This window comes from Streptomyces incarnatus (assembly GCF_001027185.1).
GTDB lineage: Bacteria > Actinomycetota > Actinomycetes > Streptomycetales > Streptomycetaceae > Streptomyces > Streptomyces puniciscabiei.
In genome coordinates this window covers 1,489,559-1,504,884 of the sequence record NZ_CP011497.1, presented here as the reverse complement: position 1 = coordinate 1,504,884, position 15,326 = coordinate 1,489,559, and the positions used below count along the sequence as shown (strand labels likewise).

Genomic DNA, 15,326 nt, shown 5'->3' with positions numbered 1-15,326 from the left:
CAACGGTCCTTCGACGCGTTCACCGCACCGGATACGCCGCCACGCTCAGCCGAAGCGTGAAGCGCGGCGAGCCCTCGGCACCCCAGGTCACGGTCGCCTCGCCGATGCGCGCGGCACGGACCGTGACCCGCGTGACCCCCCTGCGGTCGGTGGTGGAGGAGGTCACCAGCGCCAGCATCGGGTTGCTGCTGCGCGGCTGTGGCCAGGAGCCGTGGGCGCGTGGTTCCAGGACGACGGTCACCGTCGTACCGGAGCGTACGCACAGGTGCTGGACGGAGGCGTCCCCGGATCCATGGACGACGGTGGCGGATCCTGCGGCACAGCCCGACGACGGGATGGCCGTGGCCGGGGTTGTCGCGGTGTCCCTCGGCGGTGACGGCGGTGGTCCCGAGTCCCCTGTGGCCCGAGGCGACGGGGAGCCACCGGGTCCGCAGGCGGTCAGCAGGCAGGCGACGGCGACCAGGACGGCCCCGAACCACGGCCGCCCGCACCCCCGTCCGCGTCCACGCTGCTCCAGCACCACGGCTGCCTCCTCGCGCCGCCGCACGCCCCTGTGACGTCCTGGCCCGGCGGCCGGTTCCGGTACTCGTACATCCGCCGGTACGTCCGGTATCCGCCGCAATCACGTCCCCCTGATACCCGGCCCGGGTCAGGACAGTTCGCGCAGCGTCCTGCCGAGCAGTGCCACGCCCTCGGCGATGACTCCCGGCGCGGTGGCCGCGTAGCCGAGGACCAGGCCGGGCGGGCCGGGCAACTGCCGGTGCCAGGACAGGGGTTGGCACTTCACGCCCCGGGCCAGCGCGGCGGCGGCGAGTTCGGTGTCCGGTACCTCCGCGGTGTACGTGACCGTCAGATGCAGGCCCGCCGCGGCGCCGTGCACGGTGCCGCCGGGCAGATGCTCGGCGAGCGCGGCGATCATCGCGTCCCGGCGGTCGCGGTGCCGCCGCCGCAGCAGCCGCAGCTGCCGCTCCAGCCCACCGGACTCCATCAGCCCGGCGAGCGCCAACTGCGGTAGCACCGCGTTGCCCAGGTCGTTGAACCGCTTGGCGTCGACCAGGTCCCTGCGATAGCGGGGCGGAGCCACCAGCCAGCCGATGCGCAGCGCCGGAGCCAGCAGCTTCGACACGCTGCCCATGTAGCAGACCCGGTCGGCCAGCAGCGCCCGCAACGCGGGGACCGGCGGCCGGTCGTAGCGGTGCTCGGCGTCGTAGTCGTCCTCCAGGATCAGCCCGCCGTCCCGCGCCCAGCCCAGCAGCTCGCGCCGGCGCTCGCCGCTGGTCACCACGCCGGTCGGGAACTGGTGGGCCGGCGTGAGCAGCACCGCGCGGGCGCCCGTCGCGCGCAACGCGTCCACCCGTACCCCGTCCCCGTCGACCGGCACCGGCGGGGTCTCGAGCCCCCCGTTGCGCAGATGCTGGCGCCCGCCGAGCGAGCCGGGGTCCTCCACCGCGACGGCGTCGATGCCGTCGGCGCGCAGCACCTGGTGCAGCAGCGTGAGCGCCTGGGCGGTGCCCGCCACGATCAGCACCTCTTCCGGCTCCACCCGTACGCCCCGCATCCGCGCGAGCCAGTCGGCGACGGCCCGCCGCAGTGCGGGAGCGCCCCGCGGGTCGCCGTAACCGAGGTGCTCGGCGGACAGCGCCGCGAGCACGGCACGCTCCGCACGCAGCCAGGCGGTACGCGGAAAGGCGGCGAGATCCGGCCGCCCGGGAGTGAGATCGACGACGGCCGGCGCCTCGCGCAACGCGTCGAAGACGTCGGCACCGGGGGCCCGGGAGAACGGTGTCGTGGGCGCGGTGGGGTGCGCGTGGGCGGCCGCCGGCGGCGGGGGGCGGCGGGGTGCGCGAGGGGACGGGGGCCGGCGGTGGGCTCCGGCGGGCGGTGCCCCGGGGTCCTGGGGGCAGTGCGTGCCGGGTGCGGGGTGGGGGACGGCTCCGGACGGGCGGCACGGCAAGGCGCCGGATGTGCCGGATGTGCCGGATGTGCCGGACGTGCCGGGCGGGCGGGGCGAGGTGGTGGTGGATGTGCCGGGCGGGCGGGGTGAGGTGGTGGTGGATGTGCCGGGCGGGCGGGGTGAGGTGGTGGTGGATGTGCCGGATGGGTCGGGTGACGGGGCGCCGGATGCGCCGGATGCTCCGGGTGACGGGGCGCCGGATGTGCCGTACAGAGCAGGTGAGTTGGTGCCCGGTGTGCCGGATGCGCGGGACCGGCTGGGCGACTCGGTGCCGGAAGCTCTTGACGGGGCGGGCGACTCCCTGGGAAGTGGCCTGCCGGGTGCGGCGTTCTCAGGGCCCCTCGGCGAGGCGCCACCTCCCGCAGCCTCGCCCCGGACGCCTCGTACCGGAGCGAACGGCGCCGCCACCACCACCGTGCCCCCGCGGCGGCGGCCCTCCAGGTGGCCGTCCTCGGCGAGCCGGCGGTAGGCCTCGGTGATCACCCCGCGGGAGACATGGAGCTCGCCGGCCAGCACCCGGGTGGGCGGGAGTCTGCTGCCCACCGCCAGCCGGCCGTCCGCTATCGCCTGCCGCAGCCGCCCGGCCAGCCACTCGGCCTTCCCGCCGGAGGGCACGTCGCCGGCCGCCAGCTGCAGGAAGTCCGAGCCGGGGCCGGGGAGTTCGCCCGCACCGGTCCGCACCTCTCGTTCCTCGTCCACCCTGGTCATGCTGTCATGCGCCGTTTCAGCCGCCGAAGACGAAGTCCGGCGCGGCCCGGGTGAGTACGGCCGTCTCCGTGACGGCGTCCCAGTGCGCCGCCACCTCCGCCTCGAGTTCCTTCAGCAGCTCGGGCACGCTTTCCGCGCCGGCGTCGTGCATGGCCTCCGCGACCACCAGTACCCGGCGGGTGTGCTCGCCGACCGCCGAGTGGCCGCTCTGCCGATGGCTCCAGCGCCGGGCGTGCGCGCGCCCCGCCGAGTCGGCGAAGGTCACCTCACCGGGCGCCGGATGCTCGACGCCCCCGCCGAACGCCGTGTACGTCTCGTCGCCGAGGGCCTGCCGCACCTCCAGCAGCGGCCAGGTGATCCGGTCCACGTCGAGGACCGCCACCGGGATCGCGTACGCCACCGACAGCGCGTTGCACAGGTCGACCAGCGGGTGGATGCGCGGCAGCGTCCCCTCCTTCCGCAGCCGCCGCAGCAGCGACTCCGAGGCGCACCGGTACTGCGTCGGCTTCACCCCCGTCCGGCTGAACGTCCGCCGCCAGGCCAGCACTTCGGGGAACTCGCCCTCGGTGGCGCCGGCCAGCCGGGCCAGGGCGCGGGCGGTGTACCCGGCGGCGCGCGGCGCGGTGTCCACACCGGCGCCGACGCCTTCGGCGTACAGCGCGCCGCAGGCCAGTTCGGGAAACGTGGCCCAGATGGTGTCCGCGTGCCGGAATCGCATGGTCAGGGACCTCCTCGGGTTCGGGGAGAACCACCATGCCGGTGGCGTGGTCCGGTCACCAGAGCCAAAAGCGGTGCGTGTGACCGGTCCATAATCCGCCGACCGCCTCGGCTCGTCGGCTCGTCGGCTCGTCAGCTCGTCGCCGGGGCCGTGGCGCGCCGGGCCCGCAGGGTGAGGACGCGTTCCGCGTGGTGCTCCTCGTGCAGGTCGATGCGGCGCGCGGTCAGCAGATGGCGCAGGCTGACGATGCCCTCGATGCGGGGGCGCGGCTCGCGGGTGACCACCAGCAGCCGCGTGACGTCGTGCTGGGCCATGCGGTTGGCGAGCGCCCGCAGGGTCTCGTCGGGGTGCGCGGTGACCGCCGGCCGGGCCAGCTCGCCGAGCGGGGTGGCGTCGGCGGGGTCGGCGTGGACCAGCATGCCGCGGGTGACGACGCCGGTCAGCTCGCCGTCCGCGTCCAGCACCGGATACAGCCGCTGGGCGAGCAGTCCCTCGGGATCGCCCGCCTCGTGCGCGGCGCGCAGCAGGGCGGTGACCTCGCCCGCGCCGCGGTCGGCGGCGAAGGTGACCCCGGCGGGCGTCTCCAACTGCCGTACGAGATGCACCTCGAGCGGGTCGACGGAGTACTCCCGGGTGAGGTGCAGGCCGCGCCGGGCCAGCTTCTCGGTGAGCACCGACCGCTTCAGCAGCACCACCGACAGCAGATAGGCGGCCGTGGCGGTGATCACCATGGGGATCAGGGCATTGACCTCGTGGGTGAGCTCCAGGCAGAAGACGATGCCGGTGAGCGGGGACCGCATGACCCCGCCGAGCACCCCGGCCAGCGAGACCAGGGCCCAGAAGCCGGGGCTGACGTGCGGGAAGACCAGGGCCTCGGCGGCGCCCAGCGCGCCCCCGACCATGAACATGGGCGCGAGGACACCGCCGGAGGTGCCCGAGCCGAGCGACAGGCCCCAGATCAGGGTCTTCACCACGAGGATGCCGACGATCAGCCCGACCGTGGCGTGCCCGGTCAGCAGCGCGCCGATGACGTCGTACCCGACGCCCAGGGCGCGCGGTTCCACCAGGCCGCCCAGGCCGATGACCGCGCCGCCGATCGCGGGCCACCACATCCAGTGGATGCGCAGCCGGGAGAACATGTCCTCGGAGAAGTAGACGAGGGCGGTGGCGCCCAGGGCGAGCAGCCCGGCCAGGGCCCCCGCGAGCACGCACAGGCCGTACGACGGCAGTCCGAGCCGCGCCGGCACATGTGCGCCGCCGAACAGCGGGTCGGTGCCGAGCAGGGGGCCGCGTACCAGGGTGGCGGTCACGGCGGCGACGGCCACCGGGAGGTAGGAGCGGGGCCGCCACTCGAAGAGCAGCAGCTCGACCGCGAGCAGGATGGAGGCGAGCGGTGCGTCGAAGGTCGCGGCCATGCCGGCGGCCGAACCCGCCACCAGCAGGGCCTTGCGTTCGTCGGTGGTGACCTTCAGGAACTGGGCCAGCAGGGAGCCGACGGCACCGCCGGTCATGATGATCGGGCCCTCCGCGCCGAACGGCCCGCCGGTGCCGATGGAGATCGCGGCCGACGCGGGCTTCAGCACGGCGACGCGCGGCTGCACCCGGCTGCCGCCGACGAGGATGGACTCGATCGCCTCGGGCATGCCGTGGCCGCGTATCTTCTCCGAGCCGTAGCGGGCCATGACCCCGATGGCCAGTCCGCCGAGCACCGGCATCACGGCCAGCAGCCAGCGGTGCGGGGTGTCCGCCGGTACGGCGGAGCCGAATCCGGGGCGGCCGAGGAAGGCGAGGTTGGTGATCAGGGCGATGAGCTTCAGCAGAGCGGCGGCCACCAGTGCGGCGACCGCGCCGACGGGGACGGCCAGCGCCGTGATCACGACGACGCGCGGGGGTACGTGGAAGTCGCCCAGGTGCGGGATCTTCAGGGCCGGGCGATGGCGGCCGGGGGCTGGGATTCCGGTGGACGGGGGCATGGAGGCTCCGGGTCGCGTGAGGCGGCAGGGGGCAGGGGGCAGGGTCAGTGGGCGGAGGGCAGAGAGCAGAGGGCAGGGAGCAGAGGGCGGAAGGCCGGGGCACTGCCGGGTGGTCGTGGCGACACACCGGCCGGGCCGGTTCGACCGGTCCGGGGGCGGCAGTGATCACGGGCGGCACTGCCCGTGGGGAGGAGGGGAGGAGGCGAGCCGGGTGCGGCTGCCCTTACCGGGGTACGGCGCGGGCCGAGTCGACGCGTCCCGGGCGCAGGATGCGCACCCGGTGACCACCGCACACCCGGCAGGTGCCGGCCGTGAGCGGGGACGGCACCCGGCGTCCGCCGCGCACGTGGTACACGGCACGCAGACGGCCTCGGGCGTCTCTCACGTGCCGGATCTCGTAAACCCCCTCCCAGGCGTGCCCGCAGCGCAGGCACACGAAGGAATAGGCTTCGCGTATCGGCTCGGATGTCATCGTCATCACCTTCAGCACCGGATCCGTCGCGCCCGTTCGGTCCGGTGCCCGCAGCTTATCATTGCAGTCTGCAATGGTCACCATGGGTGAGGGCAGATGTCCGGATCGTGGACAGCAGCGATCGTGGGCAGCACCGATCGGCACAGCAGCGATCGTGACAGCACCGATCGTGGACGGCACCGATCGTGGACGGCACCGATCTAGACAGCACCGATCGGGAAAACACCGATCGTGGACCGCACCGGAGGAGCGAGGAGTCCATGGCCCAGCAGGACAGCGGCCCGCAGCAGCAGGCCCCGTCGTCGGACGGCCCGGCGTCGGACGGCCCGGCGTCGGAGGAGGCCCTGGACCGGGAGGCCGAGCAGGTCACCGTCGCCGTGATGGCCGCCTCCCGGCTGATCGTCGCCCTCTCCGCCCGCGCCCTCGCCTCCGTCGACGTGCCGCTGACCCTGCCCCAGCTGCGCTCCCTGGTCGCCCTGCACACCTGCGGGCCGATCAAGCTGGTCGCCATGGCCGCCACGCTGGGCGTCACCCCGTCCACCGCGCTGCGCATGGCCGAGCGCCTGGAGGCGCAGGGTCTCACCGACCGGCGGGTCAACCCGGACAACCGTCGCGAGGTCGTCCTCCGGCTCACCACCGCGGGCGAGGAACTGGTCGAGCGCGTGCTGAGCCACCGCCGTGGCGAGATCCGGGCCCTGGTCCAGCGCCTGCCCGCCCAGGAGCGCGCCGGCCTGGTCCCGGCGCTCACCGCGTTGACGGCCGCCGCCGGCGACCTCGACCCGGGCCTCGCCCCGACCGCCGGGACGGACCGCGTGGCCGGCGTGATCGACGACCCCCTGAACCCGGCGCCGTAGCGACCCGGCGCCCCGCTCCGCATGCCGGGCGGACCTGCGACCGGGGACATCCGGTCGCCGTCCTGCGCGCGCATCCGGACACCGGGTGCTCCGACCGGGTGGTCGCACGCGGGCATCCGGCAGCTACGGCGCACACGATCCGGCCGCCCCCGGCAGGGGCGACCGCCACCGGCGTGACATCATCGGCCAGGGCCCCGAACGCCGCCGGACCAGGAGAAACCAGGAGCACGATGAACCCCGCTCTCACCGTCACCCCGGCGGTCGGCGCCGCGCTGCTGGACGACTTCTCGCTGGAGATGACCGGCAAGGACGTGCCCCGGCTGGAGGAGGCACAGGGCAGCATCCCGCGGGGCACCCGGATCAACATCACCTTCCTCGCCGGGGAGGACCTCGGCATGCGGCTGGCGGCCGCCCGCGCGGTCAAACGGCTCGGTTTCGTCCCCGTGCCCCACATCTCGGCCCGCCGCCTGCCCTCCCGGGCCGCCCTCGAAGAGTTCCTGTCCGGGCTGGCCGAGGACGGCACCGCCGACAACGTCTTCGTCGTCGGCGGCGACCCCGCCCGCCCCGAAGGCCCCTACCCGGACGCCCTCGCCGTCCTGCGCACCGGTCTGCTCCAGCGCCACGGCGTCCGGCACGTCGGCATCAGCGGCTACCCGGAGGGCCACCCCGCGATAGCCGACGGCACCCTGTGGACCGCGCTCACCGACAAGACGGCGGCCCTCGGCGCGCACCGGTTCGCCGGCGATGTCATCACCCAGTTCGGCTTCGACGTCGACCCCGTCCTCGGCTGGCTGGAGGCGGCCCGTGCCCGGGGCGTGCACCTGCCCGTGCGCATCGGCGTGCCCGGCCCGGCGGGCGTACGCCGGCTGCTCGGCTACGCCACCCGGTTCGGCGTCGCCACCAGCGCCTCAGTCGCCCGCAAGTACGGCTTCTCGCTGACCAACCTCATGGGTACGACCGGCCCGGACCGCTTCCTGCACGCGCTCGCCCACCGCTACGACCCCGAGCGGCACGGCGCGGTGAAGGTGCACTTCTACACGTTCGGCGGGCTGCGCCGCACCGCCGACTGGATCGCCGGGTTCCGGCAGGCCGTACGGCAAGTCCCGTAGGAGCAGGCAGGCCGACGCTGGTGTCGGATTTCCGCCAGCGATCGACGCCCCGGGTGGCCGATGCTGGACGCATGCAGACAGCGACCCACCTCGACCGGGAGCACTGCGTACGCGCCGTGCAGTCCAAGGACGCGCGGTTCGACGGGTGGTTCTTCACGGCCGTCCTGACCACCCGGATCTACTGCCGGCCCAGCTGTCCCGTCGTCCCGCCCAAGCCGGAGAACATGACCTTCTACCCGAGCGCGGCCGCCTGCCAGCAGGCCGGGTTCCGGGCCTGCAAGCGCTGCCGCCCCGACACCAGCCCCGGTTCCCCGGAGTGGAACCAGCGCGCCGACCTGGTGGCCCGCGCGATGCGGCTCATCGCCGACGGTGTCGTGGACCGCGAGGGCGTGCCCGGACTCGCCGGCCGGCTCGGCTACAGCACCCGCCAGGTGGAGCGGCAGCTGCTCGCCGAACTCGGCGCGGGCCCGCTCGCGCTCGCCCGCGCCCAGCGCGCCCAGACCGCACGGCTGCTCATCGAGACCACCGCGCTGCCCATGGCGGAGGTCGCCTTCGCGGCCGGCTTCTCCTCCATCCGCGCCTTCAACGACACGGTCCGCGAGGTCTTCGCCCTGACCCCGAGCGAGCTGCGCGCCCGCGCGCCGAGGTCCGGGGCCGGTACGCCGGGCGTGCTGAGCCTGCGGCTGCCGTTCCGCGCCCCGCTGAACCCCTCCAACCTCTTCGGCCACCTCGCCGCCACCGCCGTACCCGGTGTCGAGGAGTGGCGCGACAGCGCGTACCGGCGCACGCTGCGCCTGCCGTACGGCCACGGGATCGTCTCCCTGACGCCGTGCCCCGACCACATCGCCTGCCGCCTCACCCTCAGCGATCTGCGTGACCTGCCCGTGGCGATCAGCCGCTGCCGCCGCATGCTCGACCTGGACGCCGACCCCGTCGCCGTCGACGACCGGCTGCGCACGGATCCGCTGCTCGCGCCGCTGGTCGACAAGGCGCCCGGCCGCCGGGTGCCGCGCACGGTCGACGAGGCCGAGTTCGCCGTCCGCGCGGTCCTCGGCCAGCAGGTCTCCACGGCCGCCGCCCGCACCCACGCGGCCCGTCTGGTCACCGCGCACGGCAAGCCCCTCGACGACCCCGAGGGCGGCCTCACGCACCTCTTCCCGTCCGCCGAAGCCCTCGCCGCCGTGGACCCCGGGAGCCTGGCGATGCCGCGCACCCGGCGCACCACCTTCACCACCCTGGTCCGCGAACTCGCCGAGGGCACACTGCACTTGGGAGTCGAGTCCGACTGGGCGGAAACCCGCGCCCGGCTCCTCTCCCTGCCCGGGTTCGGGCCGTGGACGGTCGACGTCATCGCCATGCGCGCCCTCGGCGACCCCGACGCCTTCCTCCCCACCGACCTCGGCATTCGGCGTGCGGCACAGGAGCTGGGCCTGCCCTCCACCCCGGCCGCGCTCACCGCCCGAGCGGAGGCATGGCGGCCCTGGCGGGCGTACGCCGTGCAGTACCTGTGGGCGACCGACGGCCCCCCGATCAACTTCCTGCCCGTGTAAGAAGGTTCCCCCGTGATGTCCCACACCGTGATCGACAGCCCGTACGGCCCGCTCACCCTCGTCGCCGACGCCGACGGCATCCTGTGCGGCCTCTACATGGCCGGCCAGCGGCACCGGCCGGCCGAGGAGAACTTCGGCCCCCGGGACGACGGCCTGCCCGCCTTCGCCGCGGCACGGGAACAGCTGACGTCCTACTTCGAGGGCGAGTTGAGGCGGTTCACCCTCCAACTGGCCCTGCGCGGAACACCGTTCCAGCGCGGCGTCTGGGAACAGCTCACCCGCATCCCCTACGGCGAGACCCGCACCTACGGCCAGCTCGCCGACGCCCTCGGCAATCCCCACGCCTCCCGCGCGGTCGGCCTCGCCAACGGCCGCAATCCCGTCGGCATCATCGTCCCCTGCCACCGCGTGATCGGCTCCGACGGCAGCCTCACCGGCTACGGCGGCGGCGTGGACCGCAAACGCCGCCTGCTGGATTTCGAACGGGGGACCGCCCTCTTCTAGCCATGGCACACGAAAGCAGACTGCGGCAGAAGCTCAGGGAACACCGGGAAAGGGCCGCGCTGGAGATCATCGAGGCCAAGCTCGGCGATGTCCGCACCGGCGGCAGCCTCCAGCCCGGCACGGAGCCCGAGTGGGTGACGAGGGCGATCAGGCGATCCCGGAGCATCCACACCGACCCGACCGACCGGCTTCCCGACGACACCTCGCCGGAGGAACTCGACGCGTGGCTGGACGGGTTGCTGGCCGGGAACTCCCTCAGCGGCCGGCTCTACGTGAGGAGCCATCTCGGGATCCTGCCCTGGCTGGAGTGCGAGGTCCCCGAGCACGGCTGGACGGCGCGACTGCGCGACGCGATCGAGGAGCCGTGGATGTTCCTGTCGGGGACACGGGACTCCCTCGTCATCGTGTCCGAGGCCGAGTACTGCTACGAGGCCCATGTGAGCCACCACGACTCCTGAGACCAGCCGCTCCCTAGGCGCCGCCCTGGGCCCGGATGCGTTCCAGCAGCGCGGGCAGCGCCGTGCCGATCGGCTCGCGTACGACCTCGGCGGCGAGGTCGTCGTACGGTGTCGGCTCGGCGTTGACGATGATCAAGCGGGCGCCGTGGTCGGCGGCGATGCCGGCCAGGCCGGCGGCGGGCTGTACCTGCAGGCTGCTGCCGACGGCGACGAACACGGTGCACGCCTTGGCGATGGACATCGCCTGGCCGAGGACGACCGGGTCCAGTCGCTCGCCGAACATCACGGTCGCCGACTTCAGGATGCCGCCGCAGCCCTGGCACGGTGGGTCCTCCTCGCCGGCCTCGACGCGGGCGAGGGCGTCCTGCATCGGCCCGCGCGCGTGGCACCGGGTGCACACCACGCTGCGTGCGCTGCCGTGCAGTTCGAGCACCTTGCGGGCGGGCAGGCCGGCCATCTGGTGCAGCCCGTCCACGTTCTGCGTGATGACCCGCACCGGGATGCCGGACTTCTCGAGCTCGGCGACGGCCCGGTGCGCGGCGTTCGGCTCGGCCTCCAGCGTGCGGTTCTCGCGCCGCATCTGCCAGGACCGCCGCCGGATCTCCGGGTCCGCCATGTAGTACTCGTACGTGACGAGCTTCTCCGCCTCCGGATCCCGCCGCCACAGCCCGTTGGGCCCGCGGTAGTCCGGGATGCCGGAGTCCGTGGAGATACCTGCGCCACTGAGAAGGGCAACGAGAGGCCTGTCCATGGGCCGAGGGTAGGGCGCTGGTCCGATGGGGGCGAGCGGGTTTCGTGGGCCTCGCACCGCTGCTCACCCCGCGTGGTCCGCCGCGGGGCCGCCGAGCGTCACGCCGTGGGGCCGCCAGCCGGGTTCCAGGATGTCGAGGAGGGCGTGGAAGGCCTTGTCCGCGCGGTCCCAGTGGCCGTTCGCCAGCGGGGCGATCACGAGGCCGAGGGAGGCGTCGGTCAGCAGGGCGGCCTGGGTGCGGGCCCGGTCCTGGTTCATGCCGAGATCGCGGAAGACCGAGGTGAACAGGTCCGTCCACTCGGTGACGATGTCGTGCAGGACGGGTCCGTACCGGTCGGGGTGGAGCACGCTGGCGCTCATCACCTCGAGATAGAGGGGCAGCGAGGCACGCACCTCCGGGTCGCCGAACCGCTGCCACGCCTCCTCCAGGAAGCGGCGAAGGCCCGCCGCGTCCTTCGGCGGGCCGAAGGTCTCCAGCAGCTCGCGGGTGCGCAGCAGGGGCCGGCGCTCGTAGTCGGCGAGGGCCTCGGCGACCATCCGTTCCTTGGAGCCGAAGTAGTACAGGAGCATGCGGTCGCTGGTGCCCAGGGCACGGGCCAGGGGCCGCAGGGAGAGGTCCGCCAGCCCGTTGCGCAGGACGTACGCGCGGACCCGGGCGAGCAGGTCGCGTCGTTTGGCCGGATCGGGCGGCCGGGGCATGAGGGCTCCGTCCGTTACGGGGTTTTTGTCCCTTATGGATTCTTTTGGAGAGGTCTTTACTGTAACACCCGCTACATCTATATTTGAGGTGTAGCGACTGCTACATGTACGGCCTCGCCCAGAAGGACTGATTCCCATGGCCACCCACGCCGCCCTCTCCTGGGCCACCCGGCAGTGGGCCCTGTGGTCCCGCGCACTCGCACCGGTACGGCCGCTGGACGCGCCCCGTGGCCGCGCCACGGAATGGGACGCCTCCTGGCCCCTGCCGCGCGCTCTGACCTCCGCGGGGCGGGCCCGCCGGCTGGTCACCGCCCAGCTGAGCGCGTGGGCGTTGGCCGACCTGGCCGAGACCGCCGAACTCCTGGTCAGCGAGGTCGTCACCAACGCCCTGCGGCACACCCGCGGGCCGCTCAGGCTCAACCTGCGGGTGCGTGACTCCCGGCTGACGTGCGAGGTCGAGGACACCGAGTCCGCCGGCCCCCTGCGCAGCGTCGTCGACGCCGACGCGGAAGGCGGGCGCGGCACGGACCTCCTGGACCTGCTCGCGGACGCCTGGGGCAGCACGGAGACGCCCACGGGCAAGACCATCTGGTTCGAACTGCGGGCGGCGGCAGCCCCGGCCGCCGTCGGTGCGACCGGGAGCGGTCACGCCACCCGGTGACCGTTCTCCAGCTCCGCCGTGCCGGTGCCGTCCGCGAGGACGTCCAGGGCGGTCAGGACCCGGTGGCCGAGGGCGCCGGGGAGGTGGCCGGTGATCTCCTCGCGCGGGACCAGGCGCCAGGACAGCAGCTCCTCCTCCTGCAGCCGGATCGCCTTCAGGTCGGCCTCCGTGAGCACCCCGCCGTCGTACAGGTAGGCCACCAGCGGAGGCCGGCCCGCGCCGTGCACCCAGTCCACGGCCAGCAGCCGGCCGAGCTCCCGGTCGAGCCCGATCTCCTCCAGCGTCTCCCGGCGCGCGCCCTGGCGCGGGGTCTCCCCGTCGTCCGACTCGATGGTGCCGCCCGGAAGCGCCCAGCCCTCGCGGTAGTTGGGCTCGACCAGCAGCACGCGCCCCTCGGCGTCCCGGAAGAGCGCGGCCGCGCCGGCGAGGACACGGGGCAGGCTCGCGATGTACGTGGCGAAGTCACCAGTCGTGGTCATTGGGGAAGCGTAACCAGCCGCCGTACGGCTACGGGGCCGCCGTCGCCAGGCGCAGGGTGCGTTCCGCCAGCGCACTGATCCGTACGCCGTCGAAGCCGAACACCGCGCTCCGGGCCGTGTCCTGAAGCGGGTCCGTCCACTGGGCGGGGATCGCGGCGGCGCCGGTGAGCACCCCGGCCACCGAGCCGGCCGTCGCCCCGTTGGAGTCGGTGTCCAGGCCGCCGCGCACGGTGAGGGCGATGGTCCGGGTGAAGTCGCCGTCGCCGTACAGCAGCCCGGCGGTCAGGACCGCGGCGTTCGGGACGGCGTGGATCCAGCCGAGTCCGGCGGTCTCCGCGGCCAGCGTGGCCAGGGTCTCCTCCCAGGGCAGCCGCGTCTCGTGCAGGGTCATGACCCGCCGCACGGTACGGGCGAGCCGGCTGCTCGCCGGGATCACGCCGAGCGCCGCGTCGAGCGCGTCCCGCACGGTGGCCGCGGTGAACGCCGCGGCGATCAGCGCCGCCGCCCACATGGCGCCGTACACGCCGTTCCCGGTGTGCGACAGCACCGCGTCCCGCCGGGCGAGCGCGGCGGCCGCCGCGGGGTCGCCGGGGCGGGTCCAGCCGTAGACGTCGGCGCGGATCAGCGCGCCGATCCACTCCTGGTACGGGTTGTCGTACGTCGCCGTCAGCGGCGGCTTCAGCCCGTTCGCGAGGTTCCGGTACGCCGCCCGTTCCGCGGTGAAGGTCTGCAGGTACGGCAGCCGCAGCAGCCACAGCTCGCCGACCTGCTCGGTGCTGAAGCCGAAGCCGTGGGTCTCCAGCAGGTGCAGGCCGAGGATCGCGTAGTCGACGTCGTCGTCGCGCACGCTGCCGTGGATCCGGCCGCGCACGCACTCCCGCCACTCGGGTCGCAGTACGGCGCCGTCGGCCGCGTCGGCGGGCTCGGGCAGGTAGTCGGTGAGCGGCAGCGCCTCGGCCTTGCGCAGATAGCGGTCGATGCGCTCGTGGGTCCACACCTCGCCCTGCTCCACCGGCTTGCCGAGCATGTTGCCCGCGATCCGGCCGAGCCAGCCGCCGTGGACGCGGTCGGCGAGGGCAGGGCCGGCGGGCTGCGGGCGGGGGCTGGTCATGGCTGGGGTCTACCCGTTTTCCCCAGGCTCCTCCCAGCCGCTTCCCAGCCTTCGGTCCGGGCATGACGACGGGGGTCTCCTCCGGTTAAGGTCGCAGCGGCGCGACTGGCCCTGACGTGCGCGGGGCCCGGAGAGCAAGGGGAAAGCAAGGTGGCGGACGCTGCAGTGAACGAGACCCGTCGGGTGCTCATCGCCGCGGACAAGTTCAAGGGCTCGCTGACGGCCGTGCAGGTCGCCGAGCGGGTGACGGCCGGGCTGCGCCGGGTCGTGCCGGACCTGGCGGTCGAGGCGCTGCCCGTGGCCGACGGCGGCGACGGGACGGTGGACGCGGCGGTCGCGGCCGGTTTCGAGCGCCGGGAGGTACGGGTCGCCGGGCCGCTGGGCCAGGAGGTGACCGCCGCGTTCGCGCTGCGCGGCGAGACCGCGGTCGTGGAGATGGCCGAGGCGAGCGGCCTGCAGCGGCTCCCCGCCGGCGTCTTCGCGCCCCTGACGGCCTCCACGTACGGCTCGGGCGAGCTGCTGCGGGCCGCGCTCGACGCGGGCGCCCGGACGATCGTGTTCGGCGTCGGCGGCAGCGCCACGACGGACGGCGGCGCGGGCATGCTGTCCGCGCTGGGCGCGCGCTTCCTGAACGAGGACGGCGAGCCGGTGTCGCCGGGCGGCGGCGGGCTGGCGGAACTCGCCCGCGCCGATCTGTCCGGCCTGGACCCGCGCCTGTCCTCGGTGGAGCTGGTGCTGGCGAGCGACGTCGACAATCCGCTGACCGGGCCGAAGGGCGCGCCGGCGGTGTACGGCCCGCAGAAGGGCGCCTCCCCGGACGACGTCGAGACCCTGGACGCGGCCCTCGCCCACTTCGCCAAGGTGCTGGAGGCCGAGGTCGGGCCGCGTGCCGCGCGGTACGCGGCGTCGCCGGGCGCGGGCGCGGCGGGCGGCATCGGCTACGGCGCGCTGCTCCTGGGCGCGCGTTTCCGTCCCGGTATCGAGGTCATGCTGGACGTCCTGGGCTTCGCGCCCGCGCTGGAACGGGCCTCGCTGGTCATCACCGGTGAGGGTTCGCTGGACGAGCAGACGCTGCACGGGAAGGCGCCGGCGGGTGTCGCCGCGGCGGCTCGCTCCGCGGGAAGGACCGTGGTGGCGGTGTGCGGACGGCTCGCTCTGTCGCCGGAGGCGTTGCTGCGGGCGGGGATCGAGAGGGCGTACCCGTTGACCTCCGTCGAGCCGGACGTGGCCACGTGCATCGCGGATGCGGGGCCGATTCTGGAGCGGGTCGCCGTGCGCATCGCCGAGGACCACCTGGGCTGAGGCCCCTGGGGGCTCCGCCCCAG

At 74.2% G+C, this 15,326-nt stretch carries 15 protein-coding genes; 7 read left to right on the top strand and 8 right to left on the bottom strand.

The window, feature by feature from the left end; all coding sequences use genetic code 11:
• Positions 1-19 precede the first annotated feature (19 nt).
• The 4 genes from ABB07_RS06700 to ABB07_RS06680 all read right to left on the bottom strand — a co-directional run bounded on the left by ABB07_RS06700 (position 20) and on the right by ABB07_RS06680 (position 5,353).
• Positions 20-523: a hypothetical protein gene (locus ABB07_RS06700; RefSeq protein ID WP_208897834.1), complete on the bottom strand. Its 504-nt coding sequence runs from the start codon at positions 521-523 to the stop codon at positions 20-22.
• A 126-nt stretch (positions 524-649) separates the two neighbouring features.
• On the bottom strand, positions 650-2,662 hold the full coding sequence (locus ABB07_RS40600) for an aminotransferase class I/II-fold pyridoxal phosphate-dependent enzyme (protein ID WP_244189243.1): 2,013 nt from the start codon (positions 2,660-2,662) through the stop codon (positions 650-652).
• Between the two features lie 16 nt (positions 2,663-2,678).
• Positions 2,679-3,380, bottom strand: a complete 702-nt coding sequence (locus ABB07_RS06685; RefSeq protein WP_208897833.1) for a B3/B4 domain-containing protein — start codon at positions 3,378-3,380, stop codon at positions 2,679-2,681.
• A 131-nt stretch (positions 3,381-3,511) separates the two neighbouring features.
• On the bottom strand, positions 3,512-5,353 hold the full coding sequence (locus ABB07_RS06680) for a chloride channel protein (RefSeq protein WP_208897832.1): 1,842 nt from the start codon (positions 5,351-5,353) through the stop codon (positions 3,512-3,514).
• Positions 5,354-6,085: 732 nt separating this feature from the next.
• Here ABB07_RS06680 and ABB07_RS06675 point away from each other — a divergent pair.
• The 5 genes from ABB07_RS06675 to ABB07_RS06655 all read left to right on the top strand — a co-directional run bounded on the left by ABB07_RS06675 (position 6,086) and on the right by ABB07_RS06655 (position 10,300).
• Positions 6,086-6,679 (top strand): MarR family winged helix-turn-helix transcriptional regulator, encoded by a 594-nt coding sequence (locus ABB07_RS06675; protein ID WP_208897831.1) that lies wholly within the window; start codon positions 6,086-6,088, stop codon positions 6,677-6,679.
• A gap of 230 nt (positions 6,680-6,909) precedes the next feature.
• Positions 6,910-7,788 carry a methylenetetrahydrofolate reductase gene (locus tag ABB07_RS06670; protein ID WP_208897830.1) on the top strand — a complete coding sequence of 293 codons (879 nt, stop codon included), beginning with the start codon at positions 6,910-6,912 and terminating at the stop codon, positions 7,786-7,788.
• A 71-nt stretch (positions 7,789-7,859) separates the two neighbouring features.
• Positions 7,860-9,338: an AlkA N-terminal domain-containing protein gene (locus ABB07_RS06665; protein WP_208897829.1), complete on the top strand. Its 1,479-nt coding sequence runs from the start codon at positions 7,860-7,862 to the stop codon at positions 9,336-9,338.
• A gap of 12 nt (positions 9,339-9,350) precedes the next feature.
• The gene (locus ABB07_RS06660) at positions 9,351-9,842 is read left to right on the top strand and encodes a methylated-DNA--[protein]-cysteine S-methyltransferase (protein ID WP_208897828.1); all 492 of its coding nucleotides are present in this window, start codon (positions 9,351-9,353) and stop codon (positions 9,840-9,842) included.
• Positions 9,843-9,844: 2 nt separating this feature from the next.
• Positions 9,845-10,300, top strand: a complete 456-nt coding sequence (locus ABB07_RS06655) for a hypothetical protein (RefSeq protein WP_208897827.1) — start codon at positions 9,845-9,847, stop codon at positions 10,298-10,300.
• A gap of 13 nt (positions 10,301-10,313) precedes the next feature.
• On the opposite strand, the gene ABB07_RS06650 is transcribed toward ABB07_RS06655, so the two are convergent.
• Both ABB07_RS06650 and ABB07_RS06645 read right to left on the bottom strand, forming a co-directional pair.
• Entirely contained in the window at positions 10,314-11,051 is a 738-nt protein-coding gene (locus tag ABB07_RS06650) for an SIR2 family NAD-dependent protein deacylase (RefSeq protein WP_208897826.1), read from the bottom strand.
• 63 nt (positions 11,052-11,114) lie between these two features.
• A complete protein-coding gene (locus tag ABB07_RS06645; protein WP_208897825.1) occupies positions 11,115-11,750 on the bottom strand; it encodes a TetR/AcrR family transcriptional regulator in 636 nt (211 codons plus the stop codon).
• A gap of 136 nt (positions 11,751-11,886) precedes the next feature.
• Between ABB07_RS06645 and ABB07_RS06640 the strand changes: the two genes are divergently transcribed.
• A complete protein-coding gene (locus tag ABB07_RS06640) occupies positions 11,887-12,411 on the top strand; it encodes an ATP-binding protein (RefSeq protein ID WP_208897824.1) in 525 nt (174 codons plus the stop codon).
• Here the strand turns inward: ABB07_RS06640 and ABB07_RS06635 are convergent.
• Together ABB07_RS06635 and ABB07_RS06630 are read right to left on the bottom strand one after the other, a co-directional pair.
• Positions 12,396-12,890, bottom strand: coding sequence for an NUDIX domain-containing protein (locus tag ABB07_RS06635; RefSeq protein ID WP_208897823.1), 495 nt, complete (start codon positions 12,888-12,890; stop codon positions 12,396-12,398). The genes ABB07_RS06640 and ABB07_RS06635 overlap by 16 nt on opposite strands.
• 28 nt (positions 12,891-12,918) lie before the next feature.
• Positions 12,919-14,001 carry an ADP-ribosylglycohydrolase family protein gene (locus ABB07_RS06630; RefSeq protein ID WP_208897822.1) on the bottom strand — a complete coding sequence of 361 codons (1,083 nt, stop codon included), beginning with the start codon at positions 13,999-14,001 and terminating at the stop codon, positions 12,919-12,921.
• Positions 14,002-14,166: 165 nt separating this feature from the next.
• Between ABB07_RS06630 and ABB07_RS06625 the strand changes: the two genes are divergently transcribed.
• Positions 14,167-15,303: a glycerate kinase gene (locus ABB07_RS06625; RefSeq protein WP_208897821.1), complete on the top strand. Its 1,137-nt coding sequence runs from the start codon at positions 14,167-14,169 to the stop codon at positions 15,301-15,303.
• Positions 15,304-15,326: the final 23 nt, after the last annotated feature.